Annotated in this window: 18 protein-coding genes; 13 read left to right on the forward strand and 5 right to left on the reverse strand. The window is 69.9% G+C overall.

Annotation, left to right across the window (positions count from 1 at the left end; translation table 11 throughout):
- Nucleotides 1-10: 10 nt before the first annotated feature.
- The 4 genes from AB0D85_RS41570 to AB0D85_RS41585 are packed head-to-tail and all read right to left on the reverse strand — an operon-like array spanning nt 11 to nt 1,957.
- On the reverse strand, nt 11-517 hold the full coding sequence (locus AB0D85_RS41570; protein WP_362332759.1) for a hypothetical protein: 507 nt from the start codon (nt 515-517) through the stop codon (nt 11-13).
- Between the two features lie 51 nt (nt 518-568).
- A complete protein-coding gene (locus AB0D85_RS41575) occupies nt 569-892 on the reverse strand; it encodes a hypothetical protein (protein ID WP_362332762.1) in 324 nt (107 codons plus the stop codon).
- A gap of 17 nt (nt 893-909) precedes the next feature.
- Entirely contained in the window at nt 910-1,092 is a 183-nt protein-coding gene (locus AB0D85_RS41580) for a DUF397 domain-containing protein (RefSeq protein ID WP_362332765.1), read from the reverse strand.
- Nucleotides 1,093-1,102: 10 nt separating this feature from the next.
- A complete protein-coding gene (locus tag AB0D85_RS41585; RefSeq protein ID WP_362332768.1) occupies nt 1,103-1,957 on the reverse strand; it encodes a helix-turn-helix transcriptional regulator in 855 nt (284 codons plus the stop codon).
- 225 nt (nt 1,958-2,182) lie between these two features.
- Between AB0D85_RS41585 and AB0D85_RS41590 the strand changes: the two genes are divergently transcribed.
- The 12 genes from AB0D85_RS41590 (at nt 2,183) to AB0D85_RS41645 (ending at nt 14,447) form a co-directional block, all read left to right on the forward strand.
- Nucleotides 2,183-2,644, forward strand: a complete 462-nt coding sequence (locus AB0D85_RS41590) for an ATP-binding protein (protein ID WP_362332771.1) — start codon at nt 2,183-2,185, stop codon at nt 2,642-2,644.
- Between the two features lie 98 nt (nt 2,645-2,742).
- Nucleotides 2,743-2,991: a hypothetical protein gene (locus tag AB0D85_RS41595; protein WP_362332774.1), complete on the forward strand. Its 249-nt coding sequence runs from the start codon at nt 2,743-2,745 to the stop codon at nt 2,989-2,991.
- 148 nt (nt 2,992-3,139) lie between these two features.
- Nucleotides 3,140-4,057 (forward strand): hypothetical protein, encoded by a 918-nt coding sequence (locus AB0D85_RS41600; protein ID WP_362332777.1) that lies wholly within the window; start codon nt 3,140-3,142, stop codon nt 4,055-4,057.
- Between the two features lie 166 nt (nt 4,058-4,223).
- Nucleotides 4,224-5,591 carry a nitrate/nitrite transporter gene (locus tag AB0D85_RS41605; RefSeq protein WP_362332780.1) on the forward strand — a complete coding sequence of 456 codons (1,368 nt, stop codon included), beginning with the start codon at nt 4,224-4,226 and terminating at the stop codon, nt 5,589-5,591.
- Between the two features lie 88 nt (nt 5,592-5,679).
- Nucleotides 5,680-6,840 (forward strand): uroporphyrinogen-III synthase, encoded by a 1,161-nt coding sequence (locus AB0D85_RS41610; RefSeq protein WP_362332785.1) that lies wholly within the window; start codon nt 5,680-5,682, stop codon nt 6,838-6,840.
- Nucleotides 6,841-7,025: 185 nt separating this feature from the next.
- A complete protein-coding gene (locus AB0D85_RS41615; RefSeq protein WP_362332788.1) occupies nt 7,026-7,166 on the forward strand; it encodes a hypothetical protein in 141 nt (46 codons plus the stop codon).
- 172 nt (nt 7,167-7,338) lie between these two features.
- Nucleotides 7,339-7,947 (forward strand): ABATE domain-containing protein, encoded by a 609-nt coding sequence (locus AB0D85_RS41620; RefSeq protein ID WP_362332791.1) that lies wholly within the window; start codon nt 7,339-7,341, stop codon nt 7,945-7,947.
- Nucleotides 7,948-8,320: 373 nt separating this feature from the next.
- Nucleotides 8,321-8,842, forward strand: coding sequence for a sigma-70 family RNA polymerase sigma factor (locus AB0D85_RS41625; RefSeq protein ID WP_010039908.1), 522 nt, complete (start codon nt 8,321-8,323; stop codon nt 8,840-8,842).
- 47 nt (nt 8,843-8,889) lie between these two features.
- Nucleotides 8,890-9,666, forward strand: coding sequence for a zf-HC2 domain-containing protein (locus AB0D85_RS41630; protein WP_362332795.1), 777 nt, complete (start codon nt 8,890-8,892; stop codon nt 9,664-9,666).
- A 190-nt stretch (nt 9,667-9,856) separates the two neighbouring features.
- The gene (locus AB0D85_RS41635) at nt 9,857-12,184 is read left to right on the forward strand and encodes a UvrD-helicase domain-containing protein (RefSeq protein WP_362332798.1); all 2,328 of its coding nucleotides are present in this window, start codon (nt 9,857-9,859) and stop codon (nt 12,182-12,184) included.
- Nucleotides 12,185-12,523: 339 nt separating this feature from the next.
- Complete coding sequence (locus AB0D85_RS41640) at nt 12,524-13,927, forward strand: NAD-dependent malic enzyme (protein ID WP_362332801.1); 1,404 nt, start codon at nt 12,524-12,526, stop codon at nt 13,925-13,927.
- A gap of 238 nt (nt 13,928-14,165) precedes the next feature.
- Entirely contained in the window at nt 14,166-14,447 is a 282-nt protein-coding gene (locus AB0D85_RS41645) for an HU family DNA-binding protein (RefSeq protein ID WP_046733427.1), read from the forward strand.
- Nucleotides 14,448-14,551: 104 nt separating this feature from the next.
- Here the strand turns inward: AB0D85_RS41645 and murA are convergent, their stop codons facing one another.
- Nucleotides 14,552-15,892, reverse strand: a complete 1,341-nt coding sequence (murA, locus tag AB0D85_RS41650; RefSeq protein ID WP_355717257.1) for a UDP-N-acetylglucosamine 1-carboxyvinyltransferase — start codon at nt 15,890-15,892, stop codon at nt 14,552-14,554.
- A gap of 251 nt (nt 15,893-16,143) precedes the next feature.
- On the opposite strand from murA, the gene AB0D85_RS41655 reads away from it, so the two are divergent.
- A complete protein-coding gene (locus AB0D85_RS41655; RefSeq protein ID WP_362332805.1) occupies nt 16,144-16,716 on the forward strand; it encodes a YqgE/AlgH family protein in 573 nt (190 codons plus the stop codon).
- Nucleotides 16,717-16,729: the final 13 nt, after the last annotated feature.

Genomic DNA, 16,729 nt, shown 5'->3' on the forward strand with positions numbered 1-16,729 from the left:
CCCTGTGAATTCACCTACGTACCTCGACGCCGCAGACCGGATCCTCGGGGTCCATGTTCATCCTGGTGGCCGCGAGGAGCTGCCGTAGGCGCCTTACTTCCTTCACGAGTTGGGGCACCGTCTCTCTGGCCATTGCGATGAACGCCGCATTCTCGTCCCAGCGCTCGTCGGCGCAGTCCACATAGCGTGGTTCTTGGACCAAGGTCGCCGCGATCAGCTCTCCGTGGTCGAAATCGGGCCACCTCTCTCCCCGCCCGGTGTCCTCCACCACGCTGACCGCGACCAGGTTCATGGCATGGGTGTCATCAAGAATCCTGACGAACCACGGCCCGGGCGTGGCCGCGGAGCACAGTTCCTCGATCTCGTCGAGATCGAGCTCCGGGCCTGGGCCGGCCCCGCCGGGCGGGGCCTCTTCCTGCTGCGTGTCGACGATTCCTCCTCCGGTCGGCGCGCCCACTTGCGCGCCGTCACACTTGTTGGGTTCATCTGCGCCACCGGTTGGCTGGACGGGATCCACTACAAGGGCGTGGGCCAAACACGGATCGGTCGGCGTGCACCGCGCGCAGGCCTACAGCGTCCAGTAGGGGGAGCCCTTCGGCGGCGCGGGACGGACGCGCAGGGCGGACAGAATGAAGCCCTCGTCGCCCTCGTCGCCGGTGGGCAGGCGCCCGGACTCGTTCGGGTAGTAGTACAGGCCGTACGACCAGTACTCCGGGAACTCGTGGCACATGAGATCGGGGTACGCCGAGATCTCCGTGTCGTGATACCGCTCGTTGATCCTGGCCACGGCTTCCGCTCGGGAGATGCCGAACCTTGAGATCATCTCGTTCGCGATGTCCCGGAAATACTCGACCATACCCTCGTCGAGTTCCATGAAGAATTCCGCTGTCATGGTCGGGTATGTGGGGATCAGAGCTTGGGGCGCGCCGTGTAGGAAACGAAGTGGGCCCAGGCGGAGGGCTTGATGGTGAGCCTGGGGCCGGCGGTGGTCTTCGAGTCGCGGATGTGGATGGCCGCGGCGGTAGGGGCAATCTCGACGCAGTTCGAACTGTCGCCGCTGTGGGTGGACTTGCGCCAGTGAAGTATGTGCACGGTCGCTCTCTCAGATGTCCTGGATGAGGTCCTGGATGAAGTCGCGCGACGCGGCGGGCCCGAGCGCGCAGGACTCCATGTGATCCAGCACGGCACGGTACTTGTTCAACTGCGCTTCTCCGTCGAGGAATCCGCATCCGCCGTGGTGGGTGTCGAGCTGCACCGTGTCGAGTTGCGGGACCGAGCCCTCGACGTAGTCGAAGGACTGGCCCGTGCTCGGGTAGTACTGCGCGTCGAAGGGGATCACCCGGACGGTGACATTCGGGAGCTCGCTCATGTCGAGGAGGTGCTTGAGCTGACCGCGCCTGACGTCGGGGCCGCCGAACCGGATGCGAAGAGCTGACTCGTGGATGATCGCCGCATACGGCAGTGGCCGCTCGCGGTGCAGGATTCCCTGCCGTCTCATGCGATAGCTGAGGCGGTGCTCGATCTCGTACTGCCGCATGGGCGGCACCACCGCCCCGAAGAGGGCACGGGCATGGTCCGTGGTCTGTAGCAGTGCGGGGATGTGCATCGCGAGGGCGACCCGCAAGCCGGCCGCATGGTGCTCGAGTTCGGCCAGGTCGACCAGTGCGGCCGGGAGGTGTTCGCGGTACTCCTCCCACCAGCCGCGCATCCGGCGTCCGGTCATCGCGGCGAGGGCGTCCACGAGGGCCGCGTCCGAGCAGTCGTACGCGGACGCCAGTGATCGGACTCGGTCGGAGCTGAGGGAGCTACGGCCTGTCTCGATCATGCTGACCCGGCCCTGGTTGACGCCGAGCAGCGCCGCGGCCTGGCTGACCGTGAGACCGGCTCGTTCACGGAGTCTGCGCAGCTCGGTACCGAGACGCTGCTGACGCAGAGTGGGGTTGCTGGTGGGCGGCAAGGCATGTCCTTCCCGGCCGGTAAGCGGCTCTCTCGTAACCCACATGAGGTAACTGGAGATACATCTCCCTCATTCTGGAGAGATATCTTCCAGTCGGGCCTACTGTAGTGCCCGCACCGCCCAACTCACCGCGCCCCTAAGCCGGAAGCGCACCTCCCCAGGCAGAGCCACCGCACGGCGCGGTCGTTGAGCGAGCCCGAGTCCCTTCTCCAGACGGAGGTATCCGTGGGCACCGTATCCCTGTCCGACACCTGGGTGTACGCCCTACGTCTGCCGCACGACCCGCGCGCGGCACGCGTCGCACGTATGACCGTACGGGCGGCGCTGAGCAGTCACGGGAGGCAGGAAATCCTCGATGTCATCGAGCTGTTGACCTCGGAGCTGATCACCAACGCGTACCGGCACACGAACGGCGCCGCCTCCCTCCGGCTGACCGCACTCGCCGACGGCCGACTACGGGTCGGCGTCTGGGACAGTCACCCGCGCATCCCCGCCCCGTTCGGAGAACCGCCCTGGGACCGCGTCCGGCTCGCCGCGCCGGACGCGGAGAGTGGGCGAGGGCTGCGCCTCGTGCAGGAGTACGCCGACTCCTGGGGCGGCTGGTCCATCGGGGACAGCGGCCCGGTGGACCACGCGGCCGGGAAGCTGCTGTGGTTCGAGGTGGGCGGCCGGAAGGTTGGTGCATGATGTCGCGGGTACGTCGTGCCGCTCCGCCCTTGCCCGTGGCGCCCAGTACGGCGGTTCGTGTCGCGCTGGCGTGTATCGCCCCGCACCGGCTGGGCGAGATGGAACAGCAGAAGGAACGGGCGTTGGCGGCTGCCCTGAAGGACGGCAAGATCGGCCACCTCCAACACTGGCTCGCCTATTGGCAGGCGTGCGTGGAGATCGAACGGCGGCCCGATCTCCGTTCCCGCTACCAGGCGGCGCTCGCGTCTGTGCACACCACCGGCAGCCGTGACGACCCCGCGTTCCGGGCAGCGATGACGGAACTCCGCGCTGTGGAAGCCGAGGCCCGGCGAGCGGTGTCCGCCTGACCCGGTGGGGGCTTGCCTCGGCGTTGCGCATGTCAAGGCGCGGTCAAGTTTCCTGTGAGTGGGGATCGTTGGGCGGTGCAGGGGTTCGGCCGCGTGAAAAACTGCCTCGGTTGCTCAAGTGAAGAGTGGGACACGGGGAGTGGATGCTGTGAGCACGCGGCAGGTGCGGAAGATGTTCCAGTTGATGGCCGGTGGCGGGCCCGTCGAGCTCACCAACGCCTGGTCCTCCGTGAAGAAGCTCGCCCGGCTTGCCTTCATCGCCCAGCAGTTCGGGTACGAGTACGCCGACGCCCGCTACACCGGCTCCCGCAACAACGTGCTCAAACTCCTCATCGTCCCGGACCACAGCCCGCAGGGGCGGGCCCGTGCCGCGCAGAACTGGGCGCAGTACCCGAACGCCGCCGACGGGGTCTCGCTGCCGGCCCTCGTTCCCGACGCCGTCAAGCTTCTCAAGGCCCGTATCCAGTTCGACCTCACCGGCAAGAACGCCGAGAGGCGGATGCTGTTCGGGGCCGGCGGTATCACCCTCGGGCTGGTGCTGGCCGCCGCACGCGCGGGCGGGAGTGCCGGCGCCTTCTTCGTCTCCGGTGTGGTGTGGGTCATCCTCATGGCCGTCATAGGGCTCGGGTTCTTCGTCACCCGCGGGCGCAACGCCAAGTTCGCGCAGCGGCTCCAGGCCGCGGGGTTCGTGCCGGTGACCGGCGAGGGCGGGCGGGTGCGGTATCTGCCGCCCGGCATGCCCATGCCGATGCCTGCGCCTATGCCCGTGGGCATGCCCATGCCGATGCCTGCCACTCCGGGCCAGCAGCCTCCCTATCAGCCCCAGCCCCCGCAGCCGTGGCCGCAGCAGCCCGGTCCCTACGGCCCGTACGGTGGCCAGAGCGGCCAGGGCCCCTACGCCGCCCCCGCCCCCGCCCCCACCGGTTACGGTCAGCAGCCGCCCGCCCCTTATGCCCCCGGCCCCTACGCCCCGCCGCAACAGCAGCCCCCCGGCCCCTACGCCCCCGGCCCCTACCAACAGCAGCCTTCCCATCAGCCCCACCACCCTCCCCACCCCTCCTCCTGACCCGTCCCCGTCCCGTGACCTCTCACCCGCTCTCTCCCCAGGGTGAGAGCAACGTTCCTTTCCGGTCACCCACAGCCACAGTGCGGAAACGCCGCCTCCCTACCTTCGGGCTCAGTCACTCATCCGAAGTCGGCAGACCGAGCACGCGGAGCACCGTGGAGGCGTCATGACAGCCCCAGCCCCTACTTCCCGTAGTCGCTGGATCCAGGAGTGGGATCCGGAGGACGAGACGTTCTGGAACGCGACCGGCGAGAAGGTCGCACGCCGGAACCTGATCTTCTCGGTCCTGTCCGAGCACATCGGGTTCTCGATCTGGACCATGTGGTCCGTGCTGGTGCTGTTCATGGGCCCGGAGTACGGGCTCACCCCCGCCGACAAGTTCCTGCTGACCTCGATGGTCACGCTCGTCGGCGCGGTCGTCCGGGTGCCGTACACCTTCGCCGTCGCGCTCTTCGGTGGCCGGAACTGGACGATCATCAGCGCCGGGCTGCTGCTCGTCCCCACCGTCGCCGCCTTCACCGTGATGAAGCCGGGGACGTCCTTCGACACGTTCCTGCTCGTCGGGCTGCTGGCCGGCATCGGCGGTGGCAACTTCGCGTCCAGCATGACCAACATCAACGCCTTCTTCCCGCTGAGGAAGAAGGGGTGGGCGCTGGGGCTGAACGCCGGTGGCGGCAACATCGGTGTGCCCGTCATCCAGCTGGTCGCGCTCGCGATCATCGGGGCGAGCGGCGGGCCGCGCGTGCTGCTCGGGATCTACATCCCGCTGATCCTCGTCGCCGCCGTCCTCGCCGCGCTCTTCATGGACAACCTCGCCACCGTGAAGAACGACACCGGCGCCGCGATCGACGCCGCCAAGGACGCCCACACCTGGATCATGTCCTTCCTCTACGTCGGGACGTTCGGTTCGTTCATCGGGTACGCCTTCGCCTTCGGGCAGGTGCTCCAGGTGCAGTTCGGGCGGACCCCGCTGCAGGCCGCCTACCTCACGTTCATAGGCCCGCTGCTCGGTTCCCTCATCCGGCCCGTCGGCGGCTGGCTCGCCGACAAGTACGGCGGCGCGAAGATCACCCTGTGGAACTACGTCGGCATGGCCGCCGCCACCGGCCTGCTCATCGTCGCCAGCATCGAGAAGTCGCTGCCGATGTTCGTGACCGTGTTCGTCGTGCTGTTCGTGCTCAGCGGGCTCGGCAACGGGTCGACGTACAAGATGATCCCCGGCATCTTCCAGGCCAAGGCCTTCGCCAAGGGGCTCGCCGGTGAGGAGGCCGCGGCCTACGGACGGCGGCTCTCCGGGGCCTCCATGGGGCTCATCGGGGCCGTCGGCGCGCTCGGCGGCGTCGGCATCAACCTCGCCTTCCGGCAGTCGTACCTCTCCTACGGCAGCGGCACCGGAGCCTTCGTGGCCTTCCTGGCCTTCTACGGTCTGTGCTTCGTGGTCACCTGGGCCGTATACCTTCGCCGGCCCGCCGCGCAGGGGCGGACCACAGCCGCCACCGAGACAAAGACGCAGCTCAGCTACGCCGAGGTGTGACGTAACACTGGTGACATCAACCCGAACCGAGCCTGTCACGGACCGTTGACAGGCTCGTTCGGCATGCGGGACAGCTAGGAGAGCAGCCATGGACGAGGAACAGCAGCGACCGGCCCCCGGCCAGCACGGCCCCCTCGCGGGGTTCACCGTGGGGGTCACGGCCGCGCGCCGGGCCGACGAGCTCGGGGCACTGCTCCAGCGGCGCGGTGCCGCCGTGCTGCACGCCCCTGCCCTGCGCATTGTGCCGCTCGCCGACGACGGCGAGCTCCTGGCCGCCACGAAGGAGATCATCGACCAGGTGCCGGACGTGGTCGTGGCGACGACGGCGATCGGGTTCCGGGGGTGGATCGAGGCCGCCGACGGGTGGGGCTTCGGCGAGCAGCTGCTGCAGAGGCTGCGGGGCGTGGAGCTGCTGGCCCGGGGGCCCAAGGTGAAGGGGGCCATCCGGGCCGCCGGACTGACCGAGGAGTGGTCGCCGTCCTCCGAGTCGATGGCCGAGGTGCTCGACCGGCTCCTGGAGGAGGGCGTCGACGGGCGGCGGATCGCCGTACAGCTGCACGGGGAGCCGCTGCCGGGGTTCGTGGAGTCGCTGCGGGCCGCCGGTGCGGAGGTGCTGCCGGTGCCGGTGTACCGGTGGATGCCGCCGGAGGACCTCGGCCCGATGGACCGGTTGCTGGATGCGGTCATCTCGCGCTCGGTGGACGCCCTCACCTTCACCAGCGCGCCGGCCGCCGCCTCGCTGCTGTCGCGTGCCGAGGACCGGGGGCTGCAGGGCGAACTGCTCGCCGCCCTCAACCACGACGTCGTACCCGCCTGCGTCGGCCCGGTCACCGCGCTGCCGCTGCAGGCCCTCGGCATCGACACGGTCCAGCCGGAACGCTTTCGGCTCGGTCCCCTCGTACAGTTGCTCTGCCAGGAACTGCCCTCGCGGGCCAGGGCGTTGCCCGTCGCCGGACACCGGGTGGAGATCCGGGGGCACGCGGTCCTCGTCGACGGCGACCTGAAGCCGGTGCCGCCGGCCGGGATGTCCCTGCTGCGGGCGCTGTCGCGGCGGCCGGGCTGGGTGGTGGCCCGCGCCGAACTGCTGCGCGCGCTGCCGGGCGCGGGCCGCGACGAGCACGCGGTGGAGACGGCGATGGCCCGCCTGCGCACGGCCCTCGGCGCGCCGAAGCTGATCCAGACGGTGGTCAAGCGCGGCTACCGGCTCGCCCTGGACCCGGCGGCGGACGCGAAGTACGCGGACGTGTGAGGCCGACGGCCATGGTGAACCCCGTATATCGCGTTGTGGGTCCGGGGACGCCGCCATAAGGTCACCGGCATGTCCGCCGCCGTGCTGCTCCGCTTCCTCGACGGGCCCGGCACCGAGGAGACGCCGTCTGACCGGAGTTCGCATGGACGGCTTGTCGTGGTACGGCGTTCGACGACGTCGACCACGTGGACTTCGCCGAGGCGTTCCGGATGGACGGCGTGCCGGGCGAGGGGGCCGAGGTCTTCTCCCTCATGCGGGAGAGCGGGCTGCCCGCGGGGGAGTACGTGCGGCGGTTCTTCGCCACGGGCGACGAGCGGACCGGCTGAGTGTCGTACGACGTTCTGGGGGCGCGCCCGGCAGTACGGCCGCCGTCATCGCGACGACCCGGGTGCGGGTCGGGCGGGAACCTCGTGGAACACCGGTACGAGGGCTTCCGGCCGACCGCCGGGCCGGGCACTGTAAAAGGACGCTTCCCCTGTCCTAGGCGGTGACAGGCACATGGCACTGGGTACGGCCGCGGCCCCGAACGAGCTGCGCTTCGACGCCGGGCGGATCTGCCTGGACCTGCTGGCGACCACGCACCCCGGCGAACGGCTCGACGGGGTCGAGCCGTTGCGCGCCTGGATCACCGGATCCGGACTCGTCCCGCCGGGCACCCCGCTCCCGCACGCCGACGCCGGCTGGCTGGCCGGCTTCCGTGAACTGCGGGGACATGTAAGACAGTTGGTGCGCGGCCGGAACATCGCGGGGACACCGTCGTACGACCCGTCGTACGACCTCGCACTCGCCCGCGTCAACGGCCTCGCCCGCGCCGCCGCACCCCCGGCACCGCGCGCCGTGCCCGGCGAGGACGGCTGTCTCGTGCGGGAGTTGGCCGAACCGCCGGAGTGCGCCGCGCTGCTCGCGGCCGTCGCCCGGGACGCGGTGGAACTGCTCACCGACCCCGTCGCCCGGGCGGCCGTCCGGGAGTGCGAGGGCGACAACTGCCCCCTCGTGTACCTCGACACCTCCCGCGGGCGCAGGCGCCGCTGGTGCTCCAGCGAGGTCTGCGGCAACCGCGAGCGGGTGGCCCGGCACCGGCGGCGGGCCGCGCTCGCCCGCGCCTGACCGTTGCTCCCGACGCTTCCGCTGCTTCCGGCCGCTCTCAACTTCCGTCCGTTTCACGGCTTCTGTCGGATCTTCATCAGGGCTCCGTCGAAGTGATTTCGACAACACTCCGTTTGGTGACGGGCGCGTACGGGCAGCCCGCCGGCCGTCGACGCTGTGTCGGAAATGTAAAGATCACGCGGTGGGAATGTGCGCTCATGTCCCGCTCGTCATGTCACCTCGCGGAAAAATGTGGGGTCTTGTTGAACACACCGCGAGTCACTTCCGTACCGGTGGGGGAGCGACCGACTGGGGGAACCCCCGGACACCGGAGGTGGGCGTGCGCAAGGATGCGGCCGTGGCCAATGAACGTGGATCGAGGGCCCGACATCGCATGTCCCAGCCCTCGGAGCCCGATGAGGAGCTGATGCGTGCCCTCTACCGAGAGCACGCCGGACCTCTCCTTGCGTATGTCCTTCGGCTGGTCGCCGGTGATCGGCAACGCGCCGAGGACGTCGTGCAAGAGACACTCATCCGTGCCTGGAAGAACGCCGGCCAGCTCAATCGAGCGACCGGATCGGTACGCCCCTGGCTGGTGACGGTCGCTCGCCGCATCGTCATCGACGGTCACCGCAGCCGGCAGGCCCGGCCGCAGGAGGTCGATCCGTCGCCGCTGGAGGTCATCCCCGCGGAGGACGAGATCGACAAGGCGCTGTGGCTGATGACGCTGTCTGACGCGCTCGACGACCTGACCCCGGCCCACCGGGAGGTGCTCGTCGAGACGTACTTCAAGGGGCGTACCGTCAACGAGGCGGCCGAAACGCTGGGCATACCCAGCGGAACCGTCCGTTCGCGGGTGTTCTATGCCCTCAGGTCGATGAAGCTGGCTCTGGAGGAGCGGGGGGTGACGGCGTGATGAGTGTGTACGGGGGGCACGGCGGATTCGGCACAGGTGGTTCGGGTATGTCTGGAGCCATGCAGGAATCTCCGGTGCCCAATGAGCACGAGACCGTCGGCGCGTACGCGCTGGGGATTCTCGACGACGCCGAGGCAACCGCTTTCGAGGCCCATCTGGCCGGGTGCGAATGGTGCGCCCAGCAGCTCGACGAGCTGGCCGGAATGGAGCCCATGCTGGCCGCCCTGGCCGACCTGCCGGGCTCCGGAAGCACACCGTCCATCGGTGAGTCCCTGTCCGCCCGGCCCAGCCCGCGACTGGCGGAGAAGCTGGTCGTCGAGGTCGCCGAGAAGCGGAAGGTCCGCAGCCGGCGCAGCCTCTTCGGACTGGCGGCCTCGGTCGTGCTGATCGCCGGCGGCACGATGGCCGGCGTGGCGATGAGCGGCTCGGACAGCGGCAGCAGCGGCACGGACATGGCCATGGGACCGGCCCAGGCGGCCTTCCAGACGATGTCCGACAAGACGACGGCCACGGACCCGACGACCCATGTCACCGCGACCGTCGCCGTCGAGAAGAAGGACTGGGGCACCCACGCGGTCCTCCAGCTCAAGAACGTCACCGGCCCGAAGAAGTGCTCGCTCATCGCCGTCGGCAAGAACGGCGAGCGCGAGACGGTGACCTCCTGGTCCGTCCCGACCTGGGGATACGGCATCACCGACGCCAAGACGGCGAAGGCCAAGGAGCCTCTCTACGTCCACGGTGGCGCCGCCTTCACCCCCAGCCAGATCGACCACTTCGAGGTCATGACCTTCGACGGGAAGAAGCTCGTCTCGGTCAGCGCGTAGGGCCTGCCCGGCGGATCGATCAGGTCGCAGGAAATCAGCGGCGGCTGTCAGTGCCGGTGAGTGACGACAACGCTGCAGATGTGCGTGCCACGTCCCGCGTCTGCGGCACGATCCGCCGGACAGGCCCTGGCTTCGGCGGGCCCCCTTCGCGTACGGTTGACGGCTGCCCAGCACGTCAGAAGGGGGCCCGGTGGCCGCTCAGGCTCAACCATCCGCGGTCGGCTCTCGCCGCTCCGAACAGGATGCCGTCCAGGACTCGGTCCAGGACTCCGTTCGGGACCGTGAGATCAGCGTCGAACAGGTACACCTCGACCGGGTGTACCGGCGTCTCGAGGAGAAGATCCACGAGGCCGAGTTCCTGATGAACGACGCGGCCAAGCGCGGTCAGGTAGGCACGCCCGGCGCACTCGCCGAGCGGGACGCGCAGGTCTTCCGGGCGGGCGTCCACCTGAACCGGCTCAACAACGAGTTCGAGGACTTCCTCTTCGGCCGGATCGACCTGCTGCTGGGGAAGGACGGCAAGAAGGGGCCCGACGGCGCCTACACCGCCGTGGAACCCGCCGAGGGCGCGGTCCGCTCCGACAACACCGCCGACATCGCCGAGACCCTGCACATCGGCCGTATCGGAGTCCTCGACCAGGACTACGCCCCGCTGGTCATCGACTGGCGGGCCCCGGCCGCCGCGCCCTTCTACAGGTCCACCCCGGTGGATCCCGGGCGTGTCGTACGACGCCGGGTGATCCGCTCCAAGGGCCGCCGGGTCCTCGGGGTCGAGGACGACCTGATGCGCCCCGAGCTCACCGCCCGACTCGACGGCGACGAACTGCCCGTCATCGGCGACGGCGCCCTGATGGCCGCCCTCGGCCAGGCCCGCAGCCACACCATGCGGGACATCGTCGCCTCCATCCAGGCCGAGCAGGACCTGGTCATCCGCGCCCCCGCCGCCTCGGTCACGTACGTCGAGGGCGGCCCGGGGACCGGGAAGACGGCCGTCGCCCTGCACCGGGCCGCGTATCTGCTGTACCAGGACCGGCGGCGCTACGCGGGCGGCATCCTGATCGTCTCCCCGACCCCGCTCCTGGTCGCCTACACCGAAGGCGTCCTCCCGTCCCTCGGCGAGGAGGGCCAGGTCGCCATCCGCGCCATCGGCTCCCTGGTCGACGGCGCCGAGGCGGCCCTGTACGACACCCCGGCCACCGCCCGTGCCAAGGGCTCCTCCCGGATGCTCCGGGTGCTGCGCAAGGCCGCCCGCGGGGCCCTGGAGCTGAACGACTCACCGACCCGGCTCCGCGTCGTCGCCTTCAACCGCCGCCTGGAGCTGGAGGCCGAGGAACTGAACCGCATCAGGCACAACGCCCTGAGCGGCACCGCCCCGGTCAACCTGCTGCGCCCCCGCGCCCGCAAGCTGCTCCTCGACGCCCTGTGGAACCGCTCCGGCGCGGCCGGCCGGCACACCGACCCGGAGCTGGCCGCGGAGCTGCGCTCCTCCTTCGACGAGGACATCCTCACGGAGGACTCCTTCACCGGGTTCCTCGACGCCTGGTGGCCCGAGCTCACCCCGGGGACCGTGCTCACCGCCATGGCCGACGAACGCCGGCTCGGCCGCTGGGCCCGCCGCATCCTCAACCCCAGCGAGATCCGCAGGGTGGCCCGCTCCCTGAAGCGGGACGGCCACACCGTCCACGACATCGCCATGCTCGACGAGCTCCAGGCCATCCTCGGCACCCCCGCCCGTCCCAGGCGCAAGCGCGAGGCGGACCCGCTGGACCAGCTCACCGGCCTGGAGGAGCTGATGCCGGTCCGCGAGGAGTCCCAGCGCGAGCGGGCCGAGCGGCTGGCCCAGGAGCGCGTCGAGTACGCCCACGTCATCGTCGACGAGGCCCAGGACCTCACCCCGATGCAGTGGCGCATGGTCGGCCGCCGCGGCCGGCACGCCACCTGGACGGTCGTCGGCGACCCCGCCCAGTCCTCCTGGTCCGACCCGGACGAGGCGGCCGAGGCCCGCGACGAGGCCCTGGGCACCCGCCCGCGCCGCCGCTTCGAGCTCACCGTGAACTACCGCAACCCGGCGGAGATCGCCGAGCTCGCGGCCAAGGTGCTGGCCCTGGCCATGCCCGGCTCCAAGTCCCCCTCGGCCGTCCGCTCCACCGGCGTCCGGCCCCGCTTCACCGTAGTGCGCGACTCGCTGGAGAAGACCGTGCGCGCGGAGGCCGAGCGCCTGCTGGACCTGGTCGACGGCACGATCGGCGTGGTCGTCGCCATGGACCGGCGCGCGGAGGCCGCCCGCTGGCTCGCCGGGCTCGGCGACCGGGTGGTGGCCCTCGGCAGCCTGGAGGCCAAGGGCCTGGAGTACGACGCGACGGTCGTCGTCTCGCCCGCGGAGATCGCCGACGAGTCCCCGGCCGGGCTGCGCGTGCTGTACGTGGCCCTGACCCGGGCGACCCAGCAGCTGACGGTGGTCTCCGGGGAGCGGGACGAACCGGACCCGGCCGGGGTGCCGGACCTGCTGCGGGACTGAGCACGGGGACCGGCGGCAGACCCGTTCGGCCGACGGTTTCCTGTGAACTCCCCGGACGGGAATGGTCCTACGGGATCCGTTTGTTAGCCTTGTCGTGACACCGGCTCGATCCAAGCCCCCGGGCCCAACCTTCGTCGCTACGAGCGACCACTTGCCGCGAGGCGAGCATGGCGGGTCGGTGTCATGAACCTCGAAGAGGCCCACGTCACCCTGTGACGTGGGCCTCTTTTTAGCGCGAACATTACGTACGAAACCTGGCCCGGCTAACGCCTACCCGGCGGTAGGTGCGACGATCGGACGGCAAAACCAGCGACACGGTGAAAACGAAGGAAGTCGGCCATGGCAACGGCGCCCAGCGTCTCCTACTCGATGACCATTCGGCTGGAGGTGCCCGCGAGCGGAACCGCCGTCTCGCAGCTCACCACCGCCGTGGAGTCCTCCGGAGGCTCGGTGACCGGCCTCGACGTCACCGCGTCCGGCCACGAGAAGCTCCGTATCGACGTCACGATCGCGGCCACGTCGACGGCGCACGCCGACCAGATCGTCGAGCAGCTCCGCCACATCGAGGGCGTCACCCTCGGCAAGGTCTCCGACCGTACCTTCCTGATGCACCTCGGCGGCAAGATCGAGATGGCGTCCAAGCACCCCATCCGCAACCGTGACGACCTGTCCATGATCTACACCCCGGGCGTGGCCCGCGTGTGCATGGCGATCGCGGAGAACCCCGAGGACGCGCGCCGCCTCACCATCAAGCGCAACTCCGTTGCGGTCGTGACGGACGGCTCGGCGGTGCTGGGCCTGGGCAACATCGGCCCGAAGGCCGCCCTTCCGGTCATGGAGGGCAAGGCGGCCCTCTTCAAGCGGTTCGCGGGCATCGACGCGTGGCCCCTGTGCCTGGACACCCAGGACACCGACGCGATCGTCGAGATCGTCAAGGCGATCGCCCCCGGGTTCGCCGGCATCAACCTCGAGGACATCTCCGCCCCCCGCTGCTTCGAGATCGAGGCGCGGCTGCGCGAGGCCCTCGACATCCCCGTCTTCCACGACGACCAGCACGGCACCGCGATCGTCGTCCTCGCCGCCCTGACGAACGCACTTCGCGTCGCGGGCAAGGCGATCGAGAACATCCGGGTCGTCATGTCCGGCGCCGGCGCGGCCGGTACGGCCATCCTCAAGCTGCTGCTCGCGGCCGGCGTGAAGAACGCGGTCGTCGCCGACATCCGCGGTGTCGTGCACGCCGCCCGCGAGGACCTCGTGGACGCCCCGGCCGACTCGCCGCTGCGCTGGATCGCCGACAACACCAACCCCGAGGGCCTCACCGGCACGCTGAAGGAGGCCGTGCGCGAGGCGGACGTGTTCATCGGCGTCTCCGCCCCGAACGTCATCGACGGCGACGACGTGGCCGCCATGGCCGACGACGCGATCGTGTTCGCTCTCGCGAACCCCGACCCCGAGGTGGACCCGGCGATCGCCCGCCAGACGGCCGCCGTGGTGGCCACCGGCCGCTCCGACTTCCCGAACCAGATCAACAACGTGCTGGTCTTCCCGGGTGTCTTCCGCGGCCTCCTGGACGCCCAGTCCCGCACGGTCAACACGGACATGATGCTCGCGGCTGCGAAGGCCCTCGCGGACGTCGTGACCGAGGACGAGCTGAACCCGAACTACATCATTCCGAGCGTCTTCAACGAGAAGGTCGCGGGAGCGGTGGCGGGCGCGGTGCGGGAAGCGGCGAAGGGCGCCTGAGGGACGCCTGCGCCGGAGCGCCCCGAAAGGGGCAGCAGCCCCCAGGCAAACAACTGTGAAACTTGCCACGCCATCCGACCGGCGCGTCGTGAAACCCCTCCTTCGGCCCAGCCGTAGGGTAGGCGCGGCACCCGGATTGGCGTTCCCGCCGCAGGTGGGGGCAGGATGCGTCCCGGCCCAACATGCGGCTCCGCCGCGTGGCACGCCTCCATGGCAAGAAGAACACGGGAGTAACAACATGAACCGCAGTGAGCTGGTGGCCGCGCTGGCCGACCGTGCCGAGGTGACTCGCAAGGACGCCGACGCCGTGCTGGCCGCGTTCGCCGACGTCGTCGGCGACATCGTCTCCAAGGGCGACGAGAAGGTCACCATCCCCGGCTTCCTGACCTTCGAGCGCACCCACCGTGCCGCTCGCACCGCGCGCAACCCCCAGACCGGCGAGCCGATCAACATCCCCGCCGGCTACAGCGTGAAGGTCTCCGCGGGCTCGAAGCTGAAGGAAGCCGCCAAGGGCAAGTGACCCTGGCGTCCGTAGGCCACGCGACGGCATACGGCTTGTGACAAAGACGATGGGGCGGCCCCTCCACCAGGGGCCGCCCCATCGTCGTACGCGTCCGTCAGGCGCTAGCCGAGCGCCTTGCCCGGCAGCTCCACCTTCGCGCCGAGCTCCACGAGCTTCTCCATGAAGTTCTCGTAGCCGCGGTTGATGAGGTCGATGCCGTGGACCCGGGAGGTGCCCTGGGCCGCGAGCGCGGCGATCAGGTACGAGAAGCCGCCGCGGAGGTCGGGGATCACGAGGTCGGCGCCCTGGAGCTTCGTGGGGCCGGAGACGACCGCGGAGTGCAGGAAGTTGCGCTGGCCGAAGCGGCAGGCCGAACCGCCCAGGCACTCGCGGTAGAGCTGGATGTGAGCACCCATCTGGTTCAGCGCGGAGGTGAAGCCGAGGCGGGACTCGTACACCGTCTCGTGGACGATCGACAGGCCCGTGGCCTGGGTCAGGGCGACCACGAGCGGCTGCTGCCAGTCGGTCTGGAAGCCCGGGTGCACGTCCGTCTCCAGGGCGATGGACTTCAACTGCCCGCCCGGGTGCCAGAAGCGGATGCCCTCGTCGTCAATCTCGAAGGCACCGCCCACCTTCCGGTAGGTGTTCAGGAACGTCATCATCGAGCGCTGCTGGGCGCCCCGGACGTAGATGTTGCCCTCGGTCGCCAGCGCCGCCGACGCCCAGGACGCGGCCTCCAGACGGTCCGACAGGGCGCGGTGGGTGTAGCCGCCGAGCTTCTCCACACCGGTGATGCGGATCGTGCGGTCCGTGTCGATCGCGATGATCGCGCCCATCTTCTGCAGCACGCAGATGAGGTCCTCGATCTCCGGCTCGACGGCCGCGTTGGACAACTCCGTGACCCCGTCGGCCATGACGGCCGTCAGCAGCACCTGCTCGGTCGCGCCGACGGACGGGTACGGCAGCCGGATCTTCGTACCGCGCAGCCCCTTGGGGGCCTCCAGGTACTGGCCGTCCGCGCGCTTCTCGATGGTCGCGCCGAACTGCCGCAGCACGTCGAAGTGGAAGTCGATCGGCCGGCCGCCGATGTCGCAGCCGCCGAGACCGGGGATGAACGCGTGCCCGAGGCGGTGCAGCAGCGGACCGCAGAACAGGATCGGGATCCGGCTGGAACCCGCGTGGGCATCGATGTCAGCGACGTTCGCGCTCTCCACGTACGTCGGGTCGAGCACCAGCTCACCGGGCTCCTCGCCGGGCCGTACCGTCACCCCGTGCAGCTGCAGCAGGCCCCGGACGACCCGCACGTCACGGATGTCCGGAACGTTGCGCAGCCGACTGGGAGCACTGCCCAGCAGGGCGGCGACCATGGCCTTCGGTACGAGGTTCTTCGCACCGCGGACACGGATCTCGCCCTCCAGCGGGGTGCCGCCGTGGACAAGCAGGACATCGTCGTTGACGGTCATGAATCTCGCGTTCCATGGAGTTGGGCAGGGCCGAACAGACAGAGTAATCGCCCATCGGCCCCCTTCCGTAAGCCCAAGTACCACCCAGCTGCGTCATAGCTGTGTCACAACACGAACTGTTCGCTGTCGGGCACATGGGGTCACCGCCCGTCACCGTGCGCCGGGGACGCTTCCTTCCGCCCTGAGCTGCATTCACTCCCACACCCTGATTGGCTCCCCACGGAACAGGAAGATGCGGGATCATGTCTGGCATGACCGAGGTGTCCTCGCTCACAGGGCGGCTGCTCGTGGCAACGCCCGCCCTGGCGGACCCGAACTTCGACCGTGCGGTGGTGCTCCTTCTCGACCACGACGAGGAGGGCTCCCTCGGTGTCGTCCTCAACCGGCCCACCCCGGTGGACGTCGGCGACATCCTGGAGGGCTGGGCCTCCCTCGCCGGCGAGCCCGGCGTCGTCTTCCAGGGCGGACCGGTCTCCCTGGACTCGGCGCTCGGCGTGGCGGTCATCCCCGGCGGGGCGAACGGCGACCGGGCCCCGCTCGGCTGGCGCCGGGTGCACGGAGCGATCGGCCTGGTCGACCTGGAGGCCCCGCCGGAGCTGCTCGCCTCGGCCCTCGGCTCCCTGCGGATCTTCGCCGGTTACGCCGGCTGGGGCCCCGGTCAGCTGGAGGACGAACTGGTCGACGGCGCCTGGTACGTCGTCGAGTCCGAACCGGGCGACGTCTCCTCGCCGTCCCCCGAGAGACTCTGGCGCGAGGTGCTGCGCCGCCAGCGCAACGAGCTGGCGATGGTGGCCACGTACCCCGACGACCCTTCGCTCAACTGATTCCCCGGAGCCT

The sequence above is a fragment of the Streptomyces sp. NPDC048277 genome (assembly GCF_040652235.1).
Classification (GTDB): Bacteria; Actinomycetota; Actinomycetes; order Streptomycetales; family Streptomycetaceae; genus Streptomyces.